Origin of the sequence: Trichocoleus sp. DQ-A3 (assembly GCF_039961975.1) — a bacterium.
Lineage (GTDB): Bacteria > Cyanobacteriota > Cyanobacteriia > Cyanobacteriales > FACHB-T130 > FACHB-T130.
The window spans coordinates 19,857-39,278 of record NZ_JAMPKC010000023.1 but is presented as its reverse complement, the minus strand read 5'-3'; the positions used below and the strand labels follow the sequence as shown (position 1 = coordinate 39,278).

At 46.2% G+C, this 19,422-nt stretch carries 15 protein-coding genes, 1 tRNA gene and 1 pseudogene; 3 read left to right on the top strand and 14 right to left on the bottom strand.

The window, feature by feature from the left end:
- Positions 1–6: 6 nt before the first annotated feature.
- Positions 7–756 (bottom strand): sucrose-phosphate phosphatase, encoded by a 750-nt coding sequence (locus NDI44_RS23185; protein ID WP_190415900.1) that lies wholly within the window; start codon positions 754–756, stop codon positions 7–9.
- 190 nt (positions 757–946) lie between these two features.
- Complete coding sequence (locus NDI44_RS23180; RefSeq protein WP_190415851.1) at positions 947–1,126, bottom strand: chlorophyll a/b-binding protein; 180 nt, start codon at positions 1,124–1,126, stop codon at positions 947–949.
- 303 nt (positions 1,127–1,429) lie between these two features.
- Here NDI44_RS23180 and NDI44_RS23175 point away from each other — a divergent pair, with 303 nt between their 5' ends.
- On the top strand, positions 1,430–2,674 hold the full coding sequence (locus tag NDI44_RS23175) for an MFS transporter (RefSeq protein WP_190415849.1): 1,245 nt from the start codon (positions 1,430–1,432) through the stop codon (positions 2,672–2,674).
- Between the two features lie 44 nt (positions 2,675–2,718).
- Here NDI44_RS23175 and NDI44_RS23170 read toward each other — a convergent pair whose 3' ends face one another.
- On the bottom strand, positions 2,719–3,801 hold the full coding sequence (locus tag NDI44_RS23170; RefSeq protein WP_190415847.1) for a hypothetical protein: 1,083 nt from the start codon (positions 3,799–3,801) through the stop codon (positions 2,719–2,721).
- Between the two features lie 277 nt (positions 3,802–4,078).
- Complete coding sequence (gene hisIE / locus NDI44_RS23165; protein WP_190415845.1) at positions 4,079–4,729, bottom strand: bifunctional phosphoribosyl-AMP cyclohydrolase/phosphoribosyl-ATP diphosphatase HisIE; 651 nt, start codon at positions 4,727–4,729, stop codon at positions 4,079–4,081.
- Positions 4,730–5,215: 486 nt separating this feature from the next.
- On the opposite strand from hisIE, the gene hemL reads away from it, so the two are divergent.
- A complete protein-coding gene (gene hemL / locus NDI44_RS23160) occupies positions 5,216–6,514 on the top strand; it encodes a glutamate-1-semialdehyde 2,1-aminomutase (protein ID WP_190415898.1) in 1,299 nt (432 codons plus the stop codon).
- Between the two features lie 314 nt (positions 6,515–6,828).
- On the opposite strand, the gene NDI44_RS23155 is transcribed toward hemL, so the two are convergent.
- The 10 genes and pseudogenes from NDI44_RS23155 to NDI44_RS23110 all read right to left on the bottom strand — a co-directional run bounded on the left by NDI44_RS23155 (position 6,829) and on the right by NDI44_RS23110 (position 19,145).
- Positions 6,829–7,278 (bottom strand): chemotaxis protein CheW, encoded by a 450-nt coding sequence (locus NDI44_RS23155; protein ID WP_190415843.1) that lies wholly within the window; start codon positions 7,276–7,278, stop codon positions 6,829–6,831.
- A 7-nt stretch (positions 7,279–7,285) separates the two neighbouring features.
- A complete protein-coding gene (locus tag NDI44_RS23150) occupies positions 7,286–10,309 on the bottom strand; it encodes a hybrid sensor histidine kinase/response regulator (protein WP_190415841.1) in 3,024 nt (1,007 codons plus the stop codon).
- 288 nt (positions 10,310–10,597) lie between these two features.
- Positions 10,598–14,917: a PAS domain S-box protein gene (locus NDI44_RS23145; protein WP_190415839.1), complete on the bottom strand. Its 4,320-nt coding sequence runs from the start codon at positions 14,915–14,917 to the stop codon at positions 10,598–10,600.
- A gap of 24 nt (positions 14,918–14,941) precedes the next feature.
- The gene (locus tag NDI44_RS23140; protein WP_190415837.1) at positions 14,942–15,400 is read right to left on the bottom strand and encodes a chemotaxis protein CheW; all 459 of its coding nucleotides are present in this window, start codon (positions 15,398–15,400) and stop codon (positions 14,942–14,944) included.
- Positions 15,401–15,468: 68 nt separating this feature from the next.
- On the bottom strand, positions 15,469–15,828 hold the full coding sequence (locus NDI44_RS23135) for a response regulator (protein WP_190415835.1): 360 nt from the start codon (positions 15,826–15,828) through the stop codon (positions 15,469–15,471).
- 579 nt (positions 15,829–16,407) lie between these two features.
- A pseudogene (locus NDI44_RS23130) lies at positions 16,408–16,896 on the bottom strand (DUF202 domain-containing protein).
- 95 nt (positions 16,897–16,991) lie between these two features.
- Positions 16,992–17,471: a paraslipin gene (locus NDI44_RS23125; RefSeq protein ID WP_190415834.1), complete on the bottom strand. Its 480-nt coding sequence runs from the start codon at positions 17,469–17,471 to the stop codon at positions 16,992–16,994.
- A 173-nt stretch (positions 17,472–17,644) separates the two neighbouring features.
- Complete coding sequence (locus NDI44_RS23120) at positions 17,645–18,136, bottom strand: YajQ family cyclic di-GMP-binding protein (RefSeq protein WP_190415832.1); 492 nt, start codon at positions 18,134–18,136, stop codon at positions 17,645–17,647.
- 43 nt (positions 18,137–18,179) lie between these two features.
- Positions 18,180–18,590, bottom strand: a complete 411-nt coding sequence (locus tag NDI44_RS23115; RefSeq protein ID WP_190415830.1) for an MAPEG family protein — start codon at positions 18,588–18,590, stop codon at positions 18,180–18,182.
- A gap of 51 nt (positions 18,591–18,641) precedes the next feature.
- Complete coding sequence (locus tag NDI44_RS23110; RefSeq protein ID WP_190415828.1) at positions 18,642–19,145, bottom strand: DNA recombination-mediator protein A; 504 nt, start codon at positions 19,143–19,145, stop codon at positions 18,642–18,644.
- A gap of 159 nt (positions 19,146–19,304) precedes the next feature.
- On the opposite strand from NDI44_RS23110, the gene NDI44_RS23105 reads away from it, so the two are divergent.
- Positions 19,305–19,378 (top strand) — tRNA-Val (locus NDI44_RS23105).
- Positions 19,379–19,422: the final 44 nt, after the last annotated feature.

The following is a 19,422-nucleotide window of genomic DNA, read 5'->3' as shown; positions in this document are numbered from 1 at the left end:
ATAAGTTCATTCTAAAAAGCCGAAATGCTTCAGACCTTCTAGAATACCTCCAGCGCAATCCGCTTTTGCTAAATAGCGATTAATCGAAGGATTGGCGTAATGCCACTTTAGGAGTTCTGGCTGGGCATTCCCGACAATGATTCCTCGTTCCTCGCCGGACTGAAAGAAGGCGACATCGTTGCCAGAATCACCACAAACAACGGTTTGTTCGGGAGGCATCTGAAATTGCTGTCGCAGAAACGTGGTTGCAGTTCCTTTATTGCCACCGCGAGGTAGGATGTCCAAGTCTTTGCCACTGCTATAGACCAACTTGACATCTAGCTTGCGTTCTTCCAACAAATCTTCTAGCTGAGGGAGAACTTCAACGGCGGCTTCCTCGGCGAGGAAGTAGCTAACTTTAAAGGGGCGTTGTTCGGATGGCGGTTGGGGAACGAGGTCAGAAAAATGAGCGGTTGTGGCGACGATCAAATCGCGATCCCAGTTGTGAGAAAGTTGCTCTACCCAAGCTGGATCTGGTGTATCGCTGCCATCTCGGTAAATTTCCGTCCCAACAGAGAGAACGAGGACATCGGGTTCTAATAGCTCCTGTTCGGTCTTCAGTTCTTGGTAGAGGACGGGGGAACGACCTGTTACATAAACAATCTTTGTCCCGTATTGTTGCCGATGCTGGCTCAGGTGGCGCTTGAGTTCTTCTAGAGCCTCGTCATCGCCTACTAAGGTATTGTCTAAATCGGTCAAGAAGAGAAATGGCTTCACGTTGCTCATTGCTTGGGATTTGGCTACTGGATTATTTTCCTATATGGGAGTTCATTAGGGGGATAGAGAGCGATCGCTTCCCATCACTCCTTAGCGACAATTGAAGATAAAAAAAACCTGGGAGCGTTTTGATAACTCCCAGGCGGATTACTTGAGGTGACATGATGACGAGAATGGGAGGGAATTAATTCTAGATCAGACCCCAGAAGTGCAGGAAGCCTTGACCTGAGAAGATTTCAATCAGCGCAGCGGCTAAAAAGCCAATCATCGCTAGACGCCCGTTCCAAATTTCTGCTTGAGGAGTGAAGCCGTATCTCCAAGCGTTACGATCGTCCATGACGGGAGTGGTTACTTTCTGTGTCTCTTGCATGGTGGGAACTCCGGGTTTATCGCTACGTTTGTTAAGCAATGTTTAGCTTATGTAACTAAATGTAACGATAAGAAGCTAGGGTGGTCTCTATCTGAGGTTAGAGCTATGAGCGATCGCACCGAAAGCTTGAACCGAAAGCTTGAGAGGAATCGCGCGATCGCGTTTTTGCTTTCACTATCTTTCTTTATCACCTGAGAAAAACCGATTCTGCTCAATTCAAGCAATTCTGTATTGAAGTGGATACGCGACAAGTCCGTTCACCCGCAGAATTGCCTTCAGAAATCCCTCTAATTCCTCTCCCCCATGACATTTTTCCGCAAAGCCACGTCCTGGTTGCCTCAGCTAAATTCCCAAGTTTGGATTCTTGCCGCTGGTCGATTCTTATCAGGGATTGGCACTGGGTTTACTTTGTTTTACGCCCCGATTTTTTTTGTCAATCAAGTGGGACTCTCCGCCACGCAAGTCGGGATTGGCTTAGGCAGCGCCTCCATTTCTGGCGTAGTTGGGCGTATTTTGGGCGGTTCGTTTGCAGATTCGCAGTTTTGGGGACGCAGACACACCCTGTTACTCTCAGCAGCGGTTTCGGCAGTTGCTTCCCTGGTCTTGGCGATTAGCAACAATTTTCACATTTTCGTGGTTGGTAACTTGCTCATGGGCATGGGCATCGGTTTATATTGGCCTGCCACAGAAGCCGTAGTAGCAGATTTGACACAGGGAGAGCAGCGCAATGAAGCTTATGCCCTAACGCGACTCGCAGACAATTTGGGGATGGGCATCGGAATTGTATTGGGAGGTGTATTAATTGGCACGACGGGGGCTTATCGAGAGCTATTTGTGCTTGATGCGATTTCATTTGTGGTGTTCTTTGGGGTCGTCTATGCAGCGATCGCAGAAACTTACAACCCAGGAGAACGCCAACAACAAGCATTCAGCAGTTGGGCAACGGCACTGCGCGATCGCAGTCTGTTGATTTTTTGCTTAGTGAACATCATCTTCACCACCTATATCTCGCAAACCCAAAGTACAATGCCCCTGTACTTCAGCAATTTCTTGCGTGTAGAAGAATCTGGAAAAGGATTTTCCCCCACAACCATTAGTGCTTTATTTACCTGGCACCTTGTCTTAGCCATTCTCTTACAGCTGCCAGTTGTCAGAATATTTAAACGCTTGAGCCATCCCTACGCCTTGTGCATTTCCGCCCTATTTTGGGGATTAGGATTTAGCTTAATTTGGTTTACAGGAGTCGCGGCATCAAGTCAGTTAGTGTGGGCAATTTTAGCAATGGGAGTGTTTGCGATCGCCCTCGTCTCCTACACTCCCTCAGCATCTTCTCTCATTACAGTCTTAGCCCCCGAATCTCAACGTGGCGTATATTTTTCAATCAATTCTCTTTGTTGGGCAATCGGCTATTTCATTGGCCCTACAGTGGGTGGCTGGGCATTAGATCAACCGCCCGCTGTGGCGCATGGTTTGTGGCTAGGCTTCGCGTTAAGCGTAGCCATCACCATTGCCATTTTGCAGTACCTGAATCGAATTTTGTCTCGCTAATAGAAAGCCGCCTTAGACCGCCATTTTTCATAAAATTTTAACCCTTACGTCAACATAATCAAAATTATCAATAGGAGATTACTGATACTAAATGTAGTTGGGAAAAACCAGCGAGAATTGTTTTGAACCATGAATCCTTTTTTTTCTTTTCCTGTTGTACTCAGGTAATGTACCAGGATCACTATAAAGAGAGATAGGAACACAAAGACATAACACAAAAAAATGAATCCATCTATAAACGTTAAATATGCCACCCGTGGCAAGGCATCATTCACTGTAAAGCTAAATGCAATTACAGAAAGCATACTTGTAATGCTTATCGACACCTGTGTGCCAAATTCTTTTGGTTCAATCCAAAATACCATCCACGAAATGATTGTTAGGAGTAACAGTGGAATACCTACTTTCCAGATATAAAAGCCATAGTTTCGTTTAATATTAATTTCAAAGATCAATCGAGAATAGTAAGTGTTCTCAGGATCGAATTTTTTCTGTTCTACTCGTGTGGTTACTCCTTGAATGTACCATTCTGCCAAGGAAACGTAGCTGTCTTTACTGAGTCCACTTAACGAATTCTGTGAAACTAATTTCACTTTGTTGATATCATATTTAAAAGATTCAAGTAGAATATTGACTTTTTGAGAATCGAATGGGAATCTTTTTAAATCTAACCCAGAGGACAAATTTATTTTAAAAGTTTCTTGATAATGAACGGTGCCATTTGTTTCTACACGAACATCATTGTTAGTTTGTTCGCGAAATTCTTTAGAGTTAATAATTTCTAGACCGGGTTGCCAGATATCTTCAATATTATAATATTTTGTGTTTTCTTCATCCTTTTTTGGTTTAAATGCCAAGCGTGGATCTTTCCAAGTAGCAAATAGGTAGCCAACTATCTCAGAGCTTTCGTTAGCTTGATCGATATTAGCGAAGTTAGTAATATAAATACCAATTGAGACTTCAGTCGGCTTTTTTTGATTAGGCGGTGTTTTTAGTAACTCAGGTGCAGTTTCCAGATTATTTGAGGAATCCTGCGCTTTAACCTGGGGAGAATGTACAAGTAGCAAAAGATAGGTGAAGGCTAAGAAACTTGTGAATCGTTTAATCCGGTTACACTTTTTATTCATCAATCGCCACTTGTGGTAGTTTTGCGGGAATATCTCATTTTTGCAGAAAACTACACTTCTACAATTCAACTAAAGTCGAAGCGAACCGAAGGTCGTCCTTTGAGGACATCGCCCTTGTTTACCGCACATTCTTTATGCTCGTGAAATAATCTATTTTGACAGTACCTATTGCAGTAAACAAGCAAAACGCTTTGAGATAGATTTGCTTGTTGCTAGTTCTGTGAACAATCGTTGTTTTTGCGCCAACAATGGCTAGGCTATATCGGTCGCCAATCAATTATCGACGGCGTTCCTGCAACTTGCGATAAACATCTCTAACATCAACATGATGGTGAGCTAAAGCAACCAGGGTGTGATAGAACAAATCAGCAACCTCACCCGCGATCGCGTCCTTGTCGTCATCCTTGCAAGCCATCACCACTTCAGCAGATTCTTCGCCAACTTTTTTCAAAATCTTGTTATCTCCACCGGCAAATAGCTTGCTGGTGTAAGAACTTTCGCTAGGATTATCTCGGCGATCGCAAATCGTCGCAAACAAATCCGACAAGGTATCTGCGGGAGGCGGCGCTTTTTCCCCATCTACTTGATGAAAACAGCTGCGTTCTCCGGTGTGACAGGCAATTTCTCCCACCTGTTCCACAGTAACCAGCAGCGCATCGCTATCGCAGTCATAACGGAGACTTCGCACATTTTGTAAATGCCCCGAAGTCGCACCTTTATGCCACAACTCCCCACGAGAACGGCTCCAATACCAAGCTTGTCCCGTTTCCAGCGTTTTCTGTAACGACTCCCGATTCATCCAAGCCATCATCAAGACCGTACCATCCAGATAATCTTGCGCGATCGCTGGCACCAGTCCCTGCTCGTTGTAGCGGATTCGATCGACAGGGATGGATTGGCTTAAAGCAGAGGGTTCAGCAGCTGGCATTTTCAGTACAAATGACTCACTTGTACAAGATATCACTCCTCACCACCAACTGCTCAGCACCCGTTCTAGATGCCTCAGATATTCTTCCGGGTTGTTCGCTAAAGTGAATAAGAGGTTGCAAGAAGCAGTTCCAGGCATTTGCCAAAGATGCTATTTAAGCTGGCTAACCAGGCTGGCTGATTGACTTCTGACAGCGTAAATGAGAACCTTGTGAGCCTTGAAGTCCTCTGTCTACCATCGAAGCTACCATTGAACCGTCGAACTGAATCGCTGAATCGAACTACCAAGTTGAATGCTACCCGATCGGAACTCCTAGGCTGCCTTCCAGAAACAAGAGCAAACACTCACAGGTAAATTCTGATTCGTTTGGTAGGACATGATTGGCATTACCCTCAGTAGGATAATTGAACAGCGTAATCTCTGCGATCGCAGCTTTCGCCTATCTTGAGGCAGAGATTTTATCATCAAAACGAGGAGATAACATTGATTACTTCTACAAATTTGAAAACCACCAAGTCAGAAGAAATATTCGCCGCTGCTCAACATTTGATGCCAGGAGGTGTCAGTTCACCAGTCCGGGCGTTTAAATCGGTGGGAGGACAACCCATCGTCTTTGACCACGTCAAAGGTGCCTATATCTGGGATGTCGATGGCAACCAATATATCGACTACGTTGGCACCTGGGGACCCGCGATTTGCGGTCATGCCCATCCAGAAGTGATTAGTGCCTTGCACGAAGCCCTGGAAAAAGGCACCAGCTTTGGTGCCCCCTCCGTGTTGGAAAATGTGCTGGCAGAGATGGTGATTGACGCCGTACCCAGCATTGAAATGGTGCGCTTTGTCAACTCCGGAACCGAGGCGTGCATGGCAGTTCTGCGCCTGATGCGAGCTTTCACCGGACGCGACAAGTTAATTAAATTTGAAGGCTGCTATCACGGTCACGCCGATATGTTCCTGGTGAAAGCTGGCTCCGGCGTCGCTACCCTCGGCTTGCCGGATTCTCCAGGCGTTCCCAAGACGACAACCAGCAACACGCTCACCGCCCCCTACAATGACCTGGAAGCCGTCAAAGCTTTATTTGACGCAAACCCCGACCAGATTGCTGGGGTGATTCTAGAGCCAGTGGTGGGCAATGCTGGCTTTATTACGCCGGACGCGGGTTTCCTGGAAGGCTTGCGAATGATTACGCAAGAAAATGGCGCGTTACTCGTATTTGACGAAGTCATGACCGGATTCCGGATTGCCTACGGTGGGGCACAGGAGAGATTTGGCATCACGCCTGACTTGACAACGCTGGGTAAAGTAATCGGCGGTGGCTTGCCGGTGGGTGCTTACGGTGGACGCCGCGATATTATGTCGATGATTGCTCCAGCCGGGCCAGTGTATCAAGCCGGGACGCTTTCGGGGAATCCTCTGGCGATGACTGCCGGAATCAAAACGCTGGAATTGCTGCGAAAACCAGGCAGCTACGAGCAGTTAGACAAGATGACAAAGAAGCTCAGTGATGGCTTGCTGCAAATTGCTAAGGAAACAGGTCATGCGGCTTGCGGCGGTAGCATTAGCGCGATGTTTGGCTTGTTCTTCACTCAAGGGCCAGTCCATAACTACGAAGATGCTAAAAAGTCTGACTCGAACAAGTTTAGCCGCTTCCATCGCGGAATGTTAGAGCGGGGTGTGTATCTGGCACCTTCTCAGTTTGAGGCTGGATTTACTTCTCTGGCGCACACAGATGAAGATATTGACCGCACTTTGGCAGCAGCGAGAGAAGTAATGTCTGGGCTGTAAGTTAGTCTCGCTACGCTTTTATCCCGCCAGGAACTTAAGTTCCTGGCTAATCGCTCAAGCCCGTTTTAACGGACTGGGAAAATTAAATTTGAGTTGGATAAACCTGAATTTTGCGATTAGCCAGGAACTTGATTTTCATCAGCCATGCACGTTAGCGCTATATAGAGCGCCAGGGAAAAGTAAGCGCAGAGATCCAAGACTTAATAAATGAATTAGGATTGCTATCTAGACAGTAATTTAAAACGCGAGAAAACCTAATGTCTGCATAGTTTACGCTATCGCTTATCCATCTAAAAATACTTAATTCTGCCTACTTATAGGCGATCTAAATTGAGATAGAATACGAGACCACCCTCAGGTGCGTGGATAATTTGTTCAATAGCGACGGGTAAATCTTCGGGTTGATAAAAAGCTGGGATTTTCTCAAATTTTTCTTCTGATACTTCTAATATTTTAGGCATTTCAGAGACGGGAATGCCTAATTTTTCTTTTTGCTTGATGGTGCAAACAATTAGATAGTGGTAGTCTGTTTCGTGGGATTTTAGAAATAGCGCTGATAGATCGATAAGCGCGATCGCTTCCTGTTCGTATTCCATTAACCGGCGACCGTTGATTAGGGCAGCGTGGGGTGTAAAGGCTTTGAGAACGCGCTGAACTCGGTCAATTGCGATCGCGTACTGTTCGCTTCCCATCTGAAACGAAACCAGTTTTCGCTTGGAAACACGAGTTGAGACGAGAGCTTTAGTCCGAAATCGGCGATTCATAAGTTCTTCAATGTTTAATTAATTTAGCGATCGCTTCTAATAACTGAACTTCGTTGTAAGGTTTAGTAAAGTATTGAATCGCTCCTAACTCTAATGCCATCTGACGGTGTTTGAACCCACTCCGGGAAGTCAACATGGCAACGGGAATCGAGGCAAATTGAGGCTGGGATTTTAGATTTCGCAACAGTTCAAATCCGTCCATCCGGGGCATTTCAATATCGGCAATGATTAAATCGCAGTTTAAGCCTTCCTCTAATTTAGATAAAGCGTCTTGACCATCTTTGGCTTGCGCGACTCGGTAACGGGCGCGAATTAGCGTTAGCGAGAGTAACTGCCGAATCGTGTAAGAGTCATCGACGACCAAAATTTGGGGTTGAGAACTTCCTGTCGGGGCAAGGAGTGGCGTGCTATGTCGTGTCCCTAAATCTGATTTATTATCAACTGAAATTGTGGTGCCGCTTTGAGTATAAAATTGCCCGATTAGATCGTCCACATCTAAAATCGTTACGACCTGACCATCTCCCATAATCGTGCAACCAACAATCCCCCGAGGCTTTGAGAGGGGAAGCGGTAGGGCTTTTACCACGACTTCTTGTTGACCGATGAGACGTTCCACGACTACAGCGAGAACACCTTCACTGGAAGCTAAAACCATCACCGGGATATAGTCCTGGGCAATGGGGTCGGGAGAGGGGCCGTCGGGATGAGGGATACTATAGTGAAGTAATTCTTGCAAACGCACTAGGCGGATAAATTCTTCTCGCCACCACAACATGGTCTGCGTCCCAGCCATTTGAATCTGATGCCCTTGAATGTGGAGAATTTCCTCTACGGCGTCTAGAGGGATTGCTACCGTATTGCGATCTGCTTTAACCATTAAGGCGTCGCTGATCGATAGCATGAGTGGTAATTTCAGGATAAAGCTAGTACCTTTGCCCGGTCGTGAATCTACTTTGACCGTCCCCCGTACCTGCCGCAGATTGGTGCGAACCACATCCAGCCCCACCCCCCGACCAGAAAGTTCCGTGACCTCTCTGGTGGTGCTGAAACCAGGCCAGAAGAGGAATTCGTAGAGGTCGGCAATCGACAGTTCGTCAGCTTGTTCGGCTGCCACAAAGCCGCCTGCCACGACTTTGGCGCGGATGGCTTCCGGGTCAATTCCTCGTCCATCATCGGTAATGGTAATGATGGTTTGTCCGCCTTGGTGAAAGGCTTCAATTTCGATTTGACCGCTGGGGGGTTTCCCCAGGGCGAGGCGGGCTTGGGGAGTTTCGATGCCGTGATCGAAGGCATTTCGCACCAGATGCACTAGGGGGTCGCGCAGGGCGTCTAGCAGGCTTTCATCAATGGTGGTGTCTCGTCCCAGGAGGAGAAGATTGACTTCTTTGTTGTGCAGGCGACACAGATCCCGCAAAGCGCGAGGGAGGTGATCAACCGCCCGACTGAAGGGGACGACTCGCAGTTGCATGACACGCGATCGCAACTGGTCGGTAATGCGGCGGAGTTGATCGGTGCTGCGTTCAAATTTCACCGCGATTTCGTCAACTTTGGTTCCCGAAAGCGCGATCGCTTCGGTCGTTTCAATTACAGATTGAGCGGTAGAGTGAAATTCTGTATATTGATCTAATTCTAATAAGTCGAAAGTCGAAGGCAAAGATTTAGTAAAGGCATTTGTGGTTTTTGCGCGATCGCTTTTGCTATTTTCAGTGCTAAGGCGGTCATACTCTTCTCGCAGCTGAGTTCCAAATTGATTTAAAGCTACAATACTCTTCCGAATGCGCTTCGCTTCAGTGCGTAATTGAGCTTCTTGTAGTTCCAAATTTGTCCGGTTAATCACTAATTCGCCCACCAAATTCACTAATTCGCTTAAGCGTTCTAGATCTACGCGAATCGTCGGGCGTTGCCAACCTGTGGGGGAAGAAACAGGTGAGGATTGAGGGCTGAGTGAGGGCTGAGGGCTGAGTGAGGACTGAGGACTGAGGACTGAGGACTGAGGACTGAGTGAGGACGGAGGGCTGAGGAGAGAGGCTGGAGTTGAGGAATCCTCAACTGGTAATTCTGGAGTAGAGATGGCTGGTTCCTCAGTCCTGAGTCCTGTCACCTCAGTCCTATTACTGAAGGGTATCGAGGAATTATCAACTGGTGATTCTGGAGTGGAGAGTATTGCTTCCTCACTCCTCAGTCCTAACTCCTCAGTCCTCAGTCCTTTTAGCTCAGTTCCATTCAAGGGCTGTATAGTAATGGCTTCTCCCTGCAATAGCTGAGTGCGGGCAGATTGCAAGTTTTGGGCAATTTCCCATCCCTGTTTTTGGAGGAGTTCTACACTCAGATGGGGGGTGTCAATCAAAGTTCTCAAATACTCAACAATTTGCCCAAATTCTGCCAGTTGCAGCATCCCAGCTACCCCTGAAAGTTGGTAATAAACTTGGTTAAGCGTCGCTATTGTTTGCTCTAAAGTTTCTGGTTTAACTTGAGAAAGTTCCGTCTCCAAATGGTTAAAAACCGGAAGTAAATCTTGTTCAAAAATTCTTTTAATAGTTTGCAGGTTTGCCCGATTGTTAAGGCTAGAGCCATTACTGGAAGCAGCGGGCTTAGCATACTGATTTTCTAGCTGGGCTAGAATTTGGGCGATCGCTTCCACTTCAGCTACAGAGGTTGCCTGCATTGTTGCTCCATTATCCTTGCCTTCCGGCTGACAGACTTGGTTGGCGATGGTTCTCAGGAGATCGACCCCTTGCAGCAAAGCGGTAATCGTCGTTGGATTGATTTGGGATAAATCAGCGCGATCGCGCAGAATTGCAAAGCTATCTTCCAGGCAATGAGCCGCTGTCGATAAGGTTTCAAAACCAAACATCAAAGCCGAACCTTTTATCGAGTGGGCAGCTCGAAATAGGTTTTGAACCGCTTGCGATCGCGCTTCAACTTCACTGCTGCTTTCTATCAATAAAAGATTGGCTTCTAGGGATTGCAGGAATTCTTGAGTTTCAGTTACAAAGATACCTATTAGCTCATTGAAATCATCCGAATTCATACTTTTTTCCTTTAAATAAGTCAGCCTTTAGACGTGACTTTGGATTTTATTTAATTCATCCCCATCTTTGTGACAATGCTACCTATCAAATATGCTAATTATTGCTTAATTGTTAGTTAAAAAACTTGCCTGGTGTAAACATAAATCGGAATGGTATTAAATAAAAAAAAGAAGTTATTAATTTTAATTACTCCATTTGATTTGTCTGGCATTTTTCTGTTTCCCTCCGGCACCCCTCGCCAAAAAGCGATAAGGGGTGCTGGAGTGAGGTTCTGAATCCTTGACTGCTTATTGCGAGCGGAAGTTTGTCACTGAACTTTGGAGTTTATTCACGACAACAGCTAACCCACCAAGTGAATTCGTTACGTCTTCCGCTTTTTGGGCAGTGTTGGTAGAAATAACGTTCACCTGCTTCACACTGCCTGCAATTTCTTCTGCCGAAATTGTCTGTTTTTGAGCAGCACGAGTAATGTTTTGTACCAAAGCATTAATTTCGCGGCTGACTTCAATAATCGCAATCAGATTCGTCTTGGCAGCTGCGGCAATGTGCGTTCCTTCAACAACTTGTTGAGTACCGGATTCCATTGCCCTCATCACCCGACTAATTTCATCTTGAATTGTTTTCACAATCTCTGATATTTCTTCGGTTGCTGAGGCAGAGCGTTCTGCGAGCTTGCGAACTTCCTCCGCTACGACTGCGAAGCCTTGCCCTTGTTCTCCGGCGCGTGCTGCCTCAATTGTGGCATTTAATGCCAGCAAGTTTGTTTGAGAAGCAATTTGAGAAATAGATGTTACAATTTTGCCAATTTGTTGCGACCCTTCGCCTAGACGTTTCATCATTTTTGAAGTTTCGGCAATCGTTTGGCGGAGTTCGTTAATTCCATCAACTGTACGGTCTACAGCTTGTCCTCCCATTTCTGCTGTGGTAGCGGCTTGCTGTGCCACTTGTTCGGCTCGTTTTGCAGCATCTGAAACATCTTTAATCGAGTTGAGCATCCGCTCAATTTGTTTTAAGGTGGACTCAATTTGCAAGGCTTGGGTGCGAGCTTGCTGTGCTAGTTCGTTAGTATTACCAATCGATGCAGTTGTGGCTTGATTGGCTTGGGCCGCTGCATCTTGGATATTAATGACTACTTTCCGTAAAGAGGTGACAAGGTAGTTGAAAGAGTCTGCTAATGCTCCTAAGATGTCATTGGTGACTTGAGCTTTAACCGTTAAATCTCCCTTGGCTGCACCCTTAATTTCACCCAAAAGCTTGACGACTTGTTGAGTTAGAGAATCTGCCTCAACTTTTCGCTCTTCTGCTAATTTGATAAGTCTATCAGCCGCTTCTTTTTGCTGGGTAATGTCGAAGCGAATCCCGATATATTTGATGATATTGCCATTAGTGTCAAAGATTGGGGACACTGTAGTGTCAACCCAATACAAAGAACCATCTTTGCGCTTATTTTTGATTTCTCCTTTCCACACACCGCCCCGATAAACTGTAGCCCAAAAGTCTTGGAAAAAGGATTTCGGGTGGTAGCCAGAGTTAACGATGCGATGGTTTTGCCCCATTAGTTCTTCCTGGGTGTATCCAGAGATTTGGCAGAACCGCTCGTTAGCATAGGTAATGGTTCCTTTTAAGTCGGTTTCGCTGACAATCGCCGATTCATCAAGGGCATTTTGCCGGTTTTTCAGTTCTTGCAGCAGGCGTTCCTGCTCCTTCGCGAGTTGTTGTAAACGTTCTTGGGCTTGCTTGTCGCTGGTGATGTTGCGACAAACAATCGCCCCGCCTTTGAGGACACCGTTGTCGTCTTTCAGCGGTCTACCGTTAATTTTTGCCCACAAACCTTCTGGTATACCAGCATGACGGGTAAACATCTCTACGTCGTCAACAGCTTCGCCTCGGATTGCCTTTGTCATCGGTAAATCTGCGGTTGGGTAAACGGTCACGGTATCGGGCAAAAACAAGCCATACTGCGTTGACCATCGATCGGGGGGGGCATCTCCTGAACCCAATCCGAACATTTTCTCCGCAGCGGGGTTGAACAGTAAAAACTTTCCGGTTTCATCGGCGACGATGACTGCCTCACCCATGCTGTTGAGTACCAATTGCAAGATACTGGTTTGCTGCCGAAGTTCAGCCGAGGAACGAGCCAAATCTGCTGCTGTTCGCTGTAAATCTGCTTCCGCTTGTTTGCGATCGCTAATGTCGGTGCAGACGCCAACCCACTCGCGGATACTACCATCTTCTGCTAAGACGGGAATCCCGCGAACCCAGAAGTATCCATAGCTGCCATCTGCGGCTCGGATACGATACTCAACCTGATAGAGACTCTTCGTTTCAAGGGCTTTATTCCAAATACGAGCAGTGGGATCGCGATCTTCTGGATGCACGGCGTCCATCCATCCCCAGCCTTTCACTTGTTCCTTGCTTTGACCTGTAAGCGCTCTCCAAGCTGGCATATCAACCACTTGTCCTTGGGCGTCTGTCGCCCAGACTATCTGCGAGGTGGCGGCGATCAATGAGCGATACCTTTCCTCGTTCTGACGGATGGTTTCCTCAGCAGCTTTGCGCTCAGTAATGTCATTGTTGATTTCTAGGATTGCTTTGGGCTGACCGGATTCCTCCCGTTGCAATGTCCAGCGACTCGCTACAACGATCTGTGTCCCATCGCGCTTGGTGTGGATGAGTTCTCCTTCCCAACGTCCATCCCGCAGACACGCGGCTTTAATTTCCTCGACGGGTTGGGGAAAGATGGTTTTTAAAAATGCGTGGATGTATTGTCCTACGGTTTCTTCCTTTGTCCAGCCGTAGAGCCTTTCTGCGCCTTGATTCCAGTAAGCGATGCGATCGTCGAGATCCCGAAGCATTATGGTGTCATTGGCTAAATCCAGCATCTGCACCTGTTGCTGCAATGCTTCTTCTGTCCGCTTGCGATCGCTAATGTCGGTGGAAATCCCGCAGAGGGCGTAAGTAGTTCCTGTCGAATTCCTTAAGAGAAACTTCGTGGAAAGGTAGGTGTGGAGTCCATCGTCTTGAGGTGCAACCTCTTCCATTTCTAAAGAAGTTCCGGTTTCAAATACCTGGCGATCGTTGGCACCATAAGCATCAGCGATTTCTTTCGAGAAGAAATCGTAGTCAGTCTTGCCAATAACCTGCTCTTTGGTCGTGTGGAAGAGGCGTTCATACTGGCGATTGACCAGAATGTAACGACCTTCCAAGTCTTTGAGATAGATGACAGCGGTGTAATTGTCGATGATTGCCTCTAGGCGTTCTTGACTTTCCCTGAGTGCAGCTTCTGCCTGCTTGCTGGAGGTGATGTCGCGGGCAATGCAGTACATCACTTGATTTTCAGTCGCCGCATTCGCAGTCCACGCTAACCATCGGTAGGAGCCATCTTTACACCTGTAGCGATTTTCAAAATACAGTACCTGCGAACCAACAGTCAGTTTTTCGGCTTCGGCTAAGCTCTTGTCTCGGTCATCTGGATGGATAAACTCAATAAACGGTTGAGCCAAAAGTTCCTCGACCGCGAAGCCCAGGATTCTTGTCCATGAAGGATTGAGGCGCTTAAAGGTGCCGTCAAATCCGATAATACACAGCAGGTCAAGAGAGAGAGTAAAGAAGCGATCGCGTTCTTGATTCGCTTCCGTTAATTCTGCCGTGCGCTCATCAATGCGTTGTTCGAGTTCTTGATTCAGGGTGCGAAGTTCCGTTTCTGCGCGCTGGCGTTTGATATCAATGCCATTCAGGTTTCGAGAATTCCACCAAATCAGAACGGCAAAAACAATAATATTCAAGCTACCTAAAACCGAGATGGCGATCTCGGTTTCCAAAGACTTCGCCCGGTACCCGGCTAAGATTATCCAACCTAAAAGTGGCGGAATTCCAAGTACAGCCGGTGACATCCGCCTCGCCATCATACCCCCTGCATTCTGACTGGTGACAACTGCCATCACCCCTCGATCTGGACGAGCAAACAGAATGCCGGTGCTAAGAAGCGCAAATCCCACTGCTGCGTGCAAGGCCATTTGGGTGTAAGAGCTAATCCCATAAAGGGATTTCACACCATAAAGGTAGCCCAGTACCCCCAGCAAGGCGACTGAGAATGCCGCTAAGCTAAGAATTTGAGCGGCTTGATAATTAATATAGGGGCCGAGAAACAGCAGTAGAGCCACCCCCAACATCAAAAAATTAAGGGCAGTATTGGGAGCCATCCGACCAGGGGAGGAAGTGCCAAAGGTGTCTGACGACGCCTTGAACAGAAGTTGGTCAATGCCGAAATCCCACCCCAGAACATACTGCATCAGCGTGAGCAAACCGACGACCATAACGATCCCGGCAAACCATTGTCCCCAGCGGCGCTTCGACTCGTCAGCGGGATAACGGTGCCACAACCACAACGATGTACCGCTGAGGATAAAACACACCGCTGCGTTTGCTTTCATCGTTACCAGACCTGGCAAGATGCTTTTCAGGATGGGAATGTTAAACATCCAACCTAGTAGTACCGCACAACCGATTGCAATGACTGCTATAGTGGCTTTTTTAGAAAAGGATTGAAGTGTCCCGATGAGGTCGGAAGACTGAGGCACCTCTATCGGCTGATATGAACTTTCCATCTTATGGCTCCGGCAATCTATGATTTACCAGCGATCCGAATGCGCGATCGCTTCTACATCCACAATCATGAGTAAGCGTCCCTGACAGTCATATAAGCCTCGCAAAAAAGGAGCCAGTTCCTCACTCACCTCTGCTGCCGAGACAATTTGATCGGGATCGAGAGATAGCACACCCTCGACATGAGAAACTGCTAATCCCATCCGCATCGATGGGAGATTGATATCGCGCGGGTCGGGCGCTTCTACGACTAAAATCCGACTCCGAGCTTCGTGACTTTCCACAGGGTCGGCACCCATGAACCGACCAAAATCTGCTACTGCCAGAATTTCCCCTCGCAGATTGGTTAAACCCAATAAAAAAGGAAGCGTATTCGGAACAGCGGTAATGGTTTGATCGCCCAAAACCAGCACTTCTCTGACTGCCGTTAGTTCGACTGCAAACAGGCTCTTGTCTTGACCAAAGAGAACGAATTGGCGAGGCATAAACAATTAAAAATGTAAAATTAAAAATTATAATTATTGATTAATTTTTAATTTTTAATTTTTAATTCTTAGAGAAGGCGTCGCACCAGATTAATAAACTGTTTCGCCTCAAGTGGCTTACTTACATAAGCATCGGCTCCCAGCTCGATTCCCCAAGCTTTATCAATCTCTGTATTTTTTTGCGTACAAAACACGACAGGTAAGTGTTTAGTTTCCTCGTTCTCTCGTAACTCCCGCACCACTTCAAATCCGTTCATTCGTGGCATGACCACATCCAATATCACGAGGTCGGGTGGCTTCTCCTGGATGCGAGCGATCGCTTCCTCTCCATCACTCGCTCTCACCACTTCCATCCCCGCTTCTTGTAAAATTCGGCAAATCATCTCTAGTTCAGTCGGCACATCATCGACGACTAATACTCTCGACATCGCAACCCTCACAAGTATTTATTGTTAACTCGATTCTATCTGAGTCTATTCCCGCTCAAAAAGCCTCAGTATTTTCACCGAAACATCTTTTAATATTGTTCTCATTTACTGAAAAATAAACCTTGCCAAAGTTCGTTTCCGTCCCAAGAAATTTAGCTGTATTGTTAAATATTTGTTGCTTCAATTTACATCTGGCACCAGAGCCGGTTCAAATAGAATTCGCAGCGATGCAAACTAAGCTTTTCTGCACCAAATCACGTTAAATCAAGAGTTTAAAACCCGCATCTCATCTGGTTCTTGTATGCCTAGATGTGATTTGAATCACCGACTTAAAAATAATCCAAACTCGTAGTTAAATATCCCATCACATCTATTGAATGCTGAAAACTTAATTAAGTTATCAGCTTGATACCCTTAAAATTATAAAACACATAAATAAAATTGCAGGATTTCGCCAACCCTGATTTTTAAACTCCTTAATTCAAAGTAAAGTTTTTTAGACTTTCAAAAACAAACTTTACGATTTTCAAATAATTTTGATTCACTTTTTTGATGCAAATAAAAAGAAAGGCACTTTTTCTAAAAATTTTGATGCTTTACAGTTTGTGCAAAAGAGGCAGCAGGCTGCTTAAGCTGGCGATAAACTTTACCACTTTTGCTAGAAGAGGGAGTATGAGGAACGGGTAGCTGTCGCCAGAGGAGGACAGGGATACTGAGGACACCTAAAATCATCACCACTCCAGCCGTTATTCAGACAAACAGACGATTTGCCTGATAATCGCTACGCTCAATTTGCCAAAAAACCTGGTTGTAGCGCCATGCAGCAAAGGCAATTAGGACAATGCCAGCAACCACCAGACTGATGCCAAGGCTCTGGGAACTGATGAACGAGTGAGAAGTGCTATCCTGACCTGTGACGGCGGTTTGCAGTTGCTGTAGAAATAAACCAAAGCGAGCTAAAGCAAACCCAAATCCAATCAATGCAATCGAGGTACGCAACCAAGCGAGAAATGTCCGCTCATTGGCTTGATGCTCTCGCTGGCGGTCGATTTTTGGTTGTTTATCCATTTCTCCTCTGGCTCAGACATTAGCAGGTTCTAGTCTTAATTTCAGCAGCTTTCCCAATTTCAGAGGCTCCAGTATTTTTCTAAAAAAGCAATATCCTATTGGACACGGGTAATCTTGATCCCCCAATTCGCAACCGCCTCATTTAATTGCTGCAATAAAGTTTGAGCGATTTCGCTTCTAGAATGAACCGCTTGCTCTAGCTTAATTCGACCAATTTCAGAGCGCAGGATAGAGATAACCAAGTTTTTTAACGCTATCTCAATATTTTCAACAGTGTAATAAGTGCGTTCTAAATTTAGGATGCGCCAATACACAATTGCATCGACTTCCAGGGACACATTATCTTTCGCGATCGCTGGCTGGCGCTCAATTTTCAAAACCTGTTCGCGGGTCGTATTCTGATAGACAATCGTATCAAGCCAAGGCAAGATAAAGTGGATACCTGGTTTCAGAGTTCGATGGTATCGACCCAAGCGCTCTACTAAGGCTTCATTACTTTGACGGATAATTTTGACAGAGTATCCCAGCACGTAACCAATGATGACTGCACCAAGAGCAGCAAGGAATAACTTCATCTGTATTGTCTTGCTGGGATATTTTCACAAAGCAATTGGGCTTTTATTTTTAGAATGATGTTAACTCAAGGGCACTGTTCACCTTAAGTTTTAACCACTCCAAAAATGCAGAGAATAACCAAAATTTTGCGTATTTTTGCAAAACCTCCGCGTTATTTGCGTTTAAAAACCGTTTAGCGATAGTTATTAAATTGCAAAGCAACCGGATAATCTTCCTGCTTCAAGCGTTGAATTACCAGTTGCAAGTCATCTTTGGATTTAGCAGAAACTCGCACGGCATCACCTTGAATTGAGGGTTGCACTTTTTTAATTTCGTCCCGAATTAGTTTGGTGATTTGTTTAGCGATTTCCTGGCTGAGTCCTTTACGCAGTTTGATTTCCTGCCGAATGCGACTACCACCCGCTGATTCAGGTTTGCCATAATCAAAGATTTTCAAGCTAAGGTTGCGCTTGGCGGATTTAATTTGCAGGATGGTATGAACAGCATCCAAGGTAAATTCGCTATCGGTGCTAATTGTAATAACGTCGTCGCCTAATTCGAGGGTAGTTTTAGTGTCTTTGAGGTCGAAGCGGCTTTTTATTTCCCGCTCAGTTTGGTCTACGGCATTGACCAATTCTTGCCGGTCAAAATCGCTGACAATATCAAAAGAGTATGTAGAAGCCATAAAGAATCGTTAGTGGTTGGCTAAATTGATATTAGAAAAATCGCTAATTGCTATTGGCAGAAAGGAGGCTGAGGGCAAATAAGGTGCTACTGCTCAGAGTACCGATGCCGAACATTAGCGATCGCGCGATTGGGACATTGAGAATATAAAAAACGGAGTATAATGACCGGGCAACAACGAAGGCGATCGCAGCGATCGCTGCCAAGGGCGAATCTACACCTGTCACATAAGCCATCAGGGCTGCCGCCGCAAATATCATAAATGCTTCAAACGAGTTTTGGTGCGCCCAAGTAGCTCGTTGTCCGTAGGGAGGCAGCTTATCAAACATGGCTCGCGGAGCCGCCGTGTCATACCCCACAGTCACACGGGCGTAACCCACCACCAAAAAGGGGATATAAATCAGAACAGCGGCTGCGGCAATGCAGTCGAGCAGAATAGCAGGTACTGGGATCATAGCTTTATTGTAGAGACGCCAGCGGTAGCGCTCTTAATGCATCGCGTCTTTTTAATCAAAGTAGAACAGAGTCACCACTTTGCGTTGTTCTTCCGCATCCTGACAAGTTTTGAGCAGGGTGTGGCTGTCGTGAAACGCAAAACAGATTAGCTGCTGACACCGAGAAACTATCTCTTGATTGCATAGAGCGCTGGCTTCAGCCAGCGATAAATTGTCGTTTTCGGGATTTTCTACCAAATGCATTACCTGTTCCAACTGCTCCCGCGATTCCCGTGGCTGACGCTCTAAGCTTTGGGGCAAAATTACAGTCAGCAGGCTAGAATCGGCTCGCATCGCCCCTCGGATGGCGGCAAAATTGGTTCCGGTAGCACCAGAGGTGATGAGTCGATTCCCGGTTAAAACCAAGGCATAGCTCATCATCTCAATGAGATTTTGATGGGTGATCGGAACGTGACGCGACCCCAGCAGGGCAATCCGTTTGGAACCTGTTTGCTGGATAGTCGCCAGTTCTTGCGCTAAGGCATCAAGCTTAGGAATGTCAATGGATTGGCTCAATGACGATTTCTGTCTGAACAACCTCGCTATTTTATCAGACCCGGATGACAACAGCGATGGAGTTTCTGCATCTTAGTTGCCGAGTTCTAAGTTCCATTGCTTAGCGAGAATTATTTGCACTTTTATAAAAAGCTATGCTATATTTATAAATCGTCGGACGGACGCATAGCTCAGTTGGTTAGAGCACCACGTTGACATCGTGGGGGTCACTGGTTCGAATCCAGTTGTGTCCATTATTTTTTTTGGTGCCGCTATAGGTGGCTGTCATTTAAAGTTT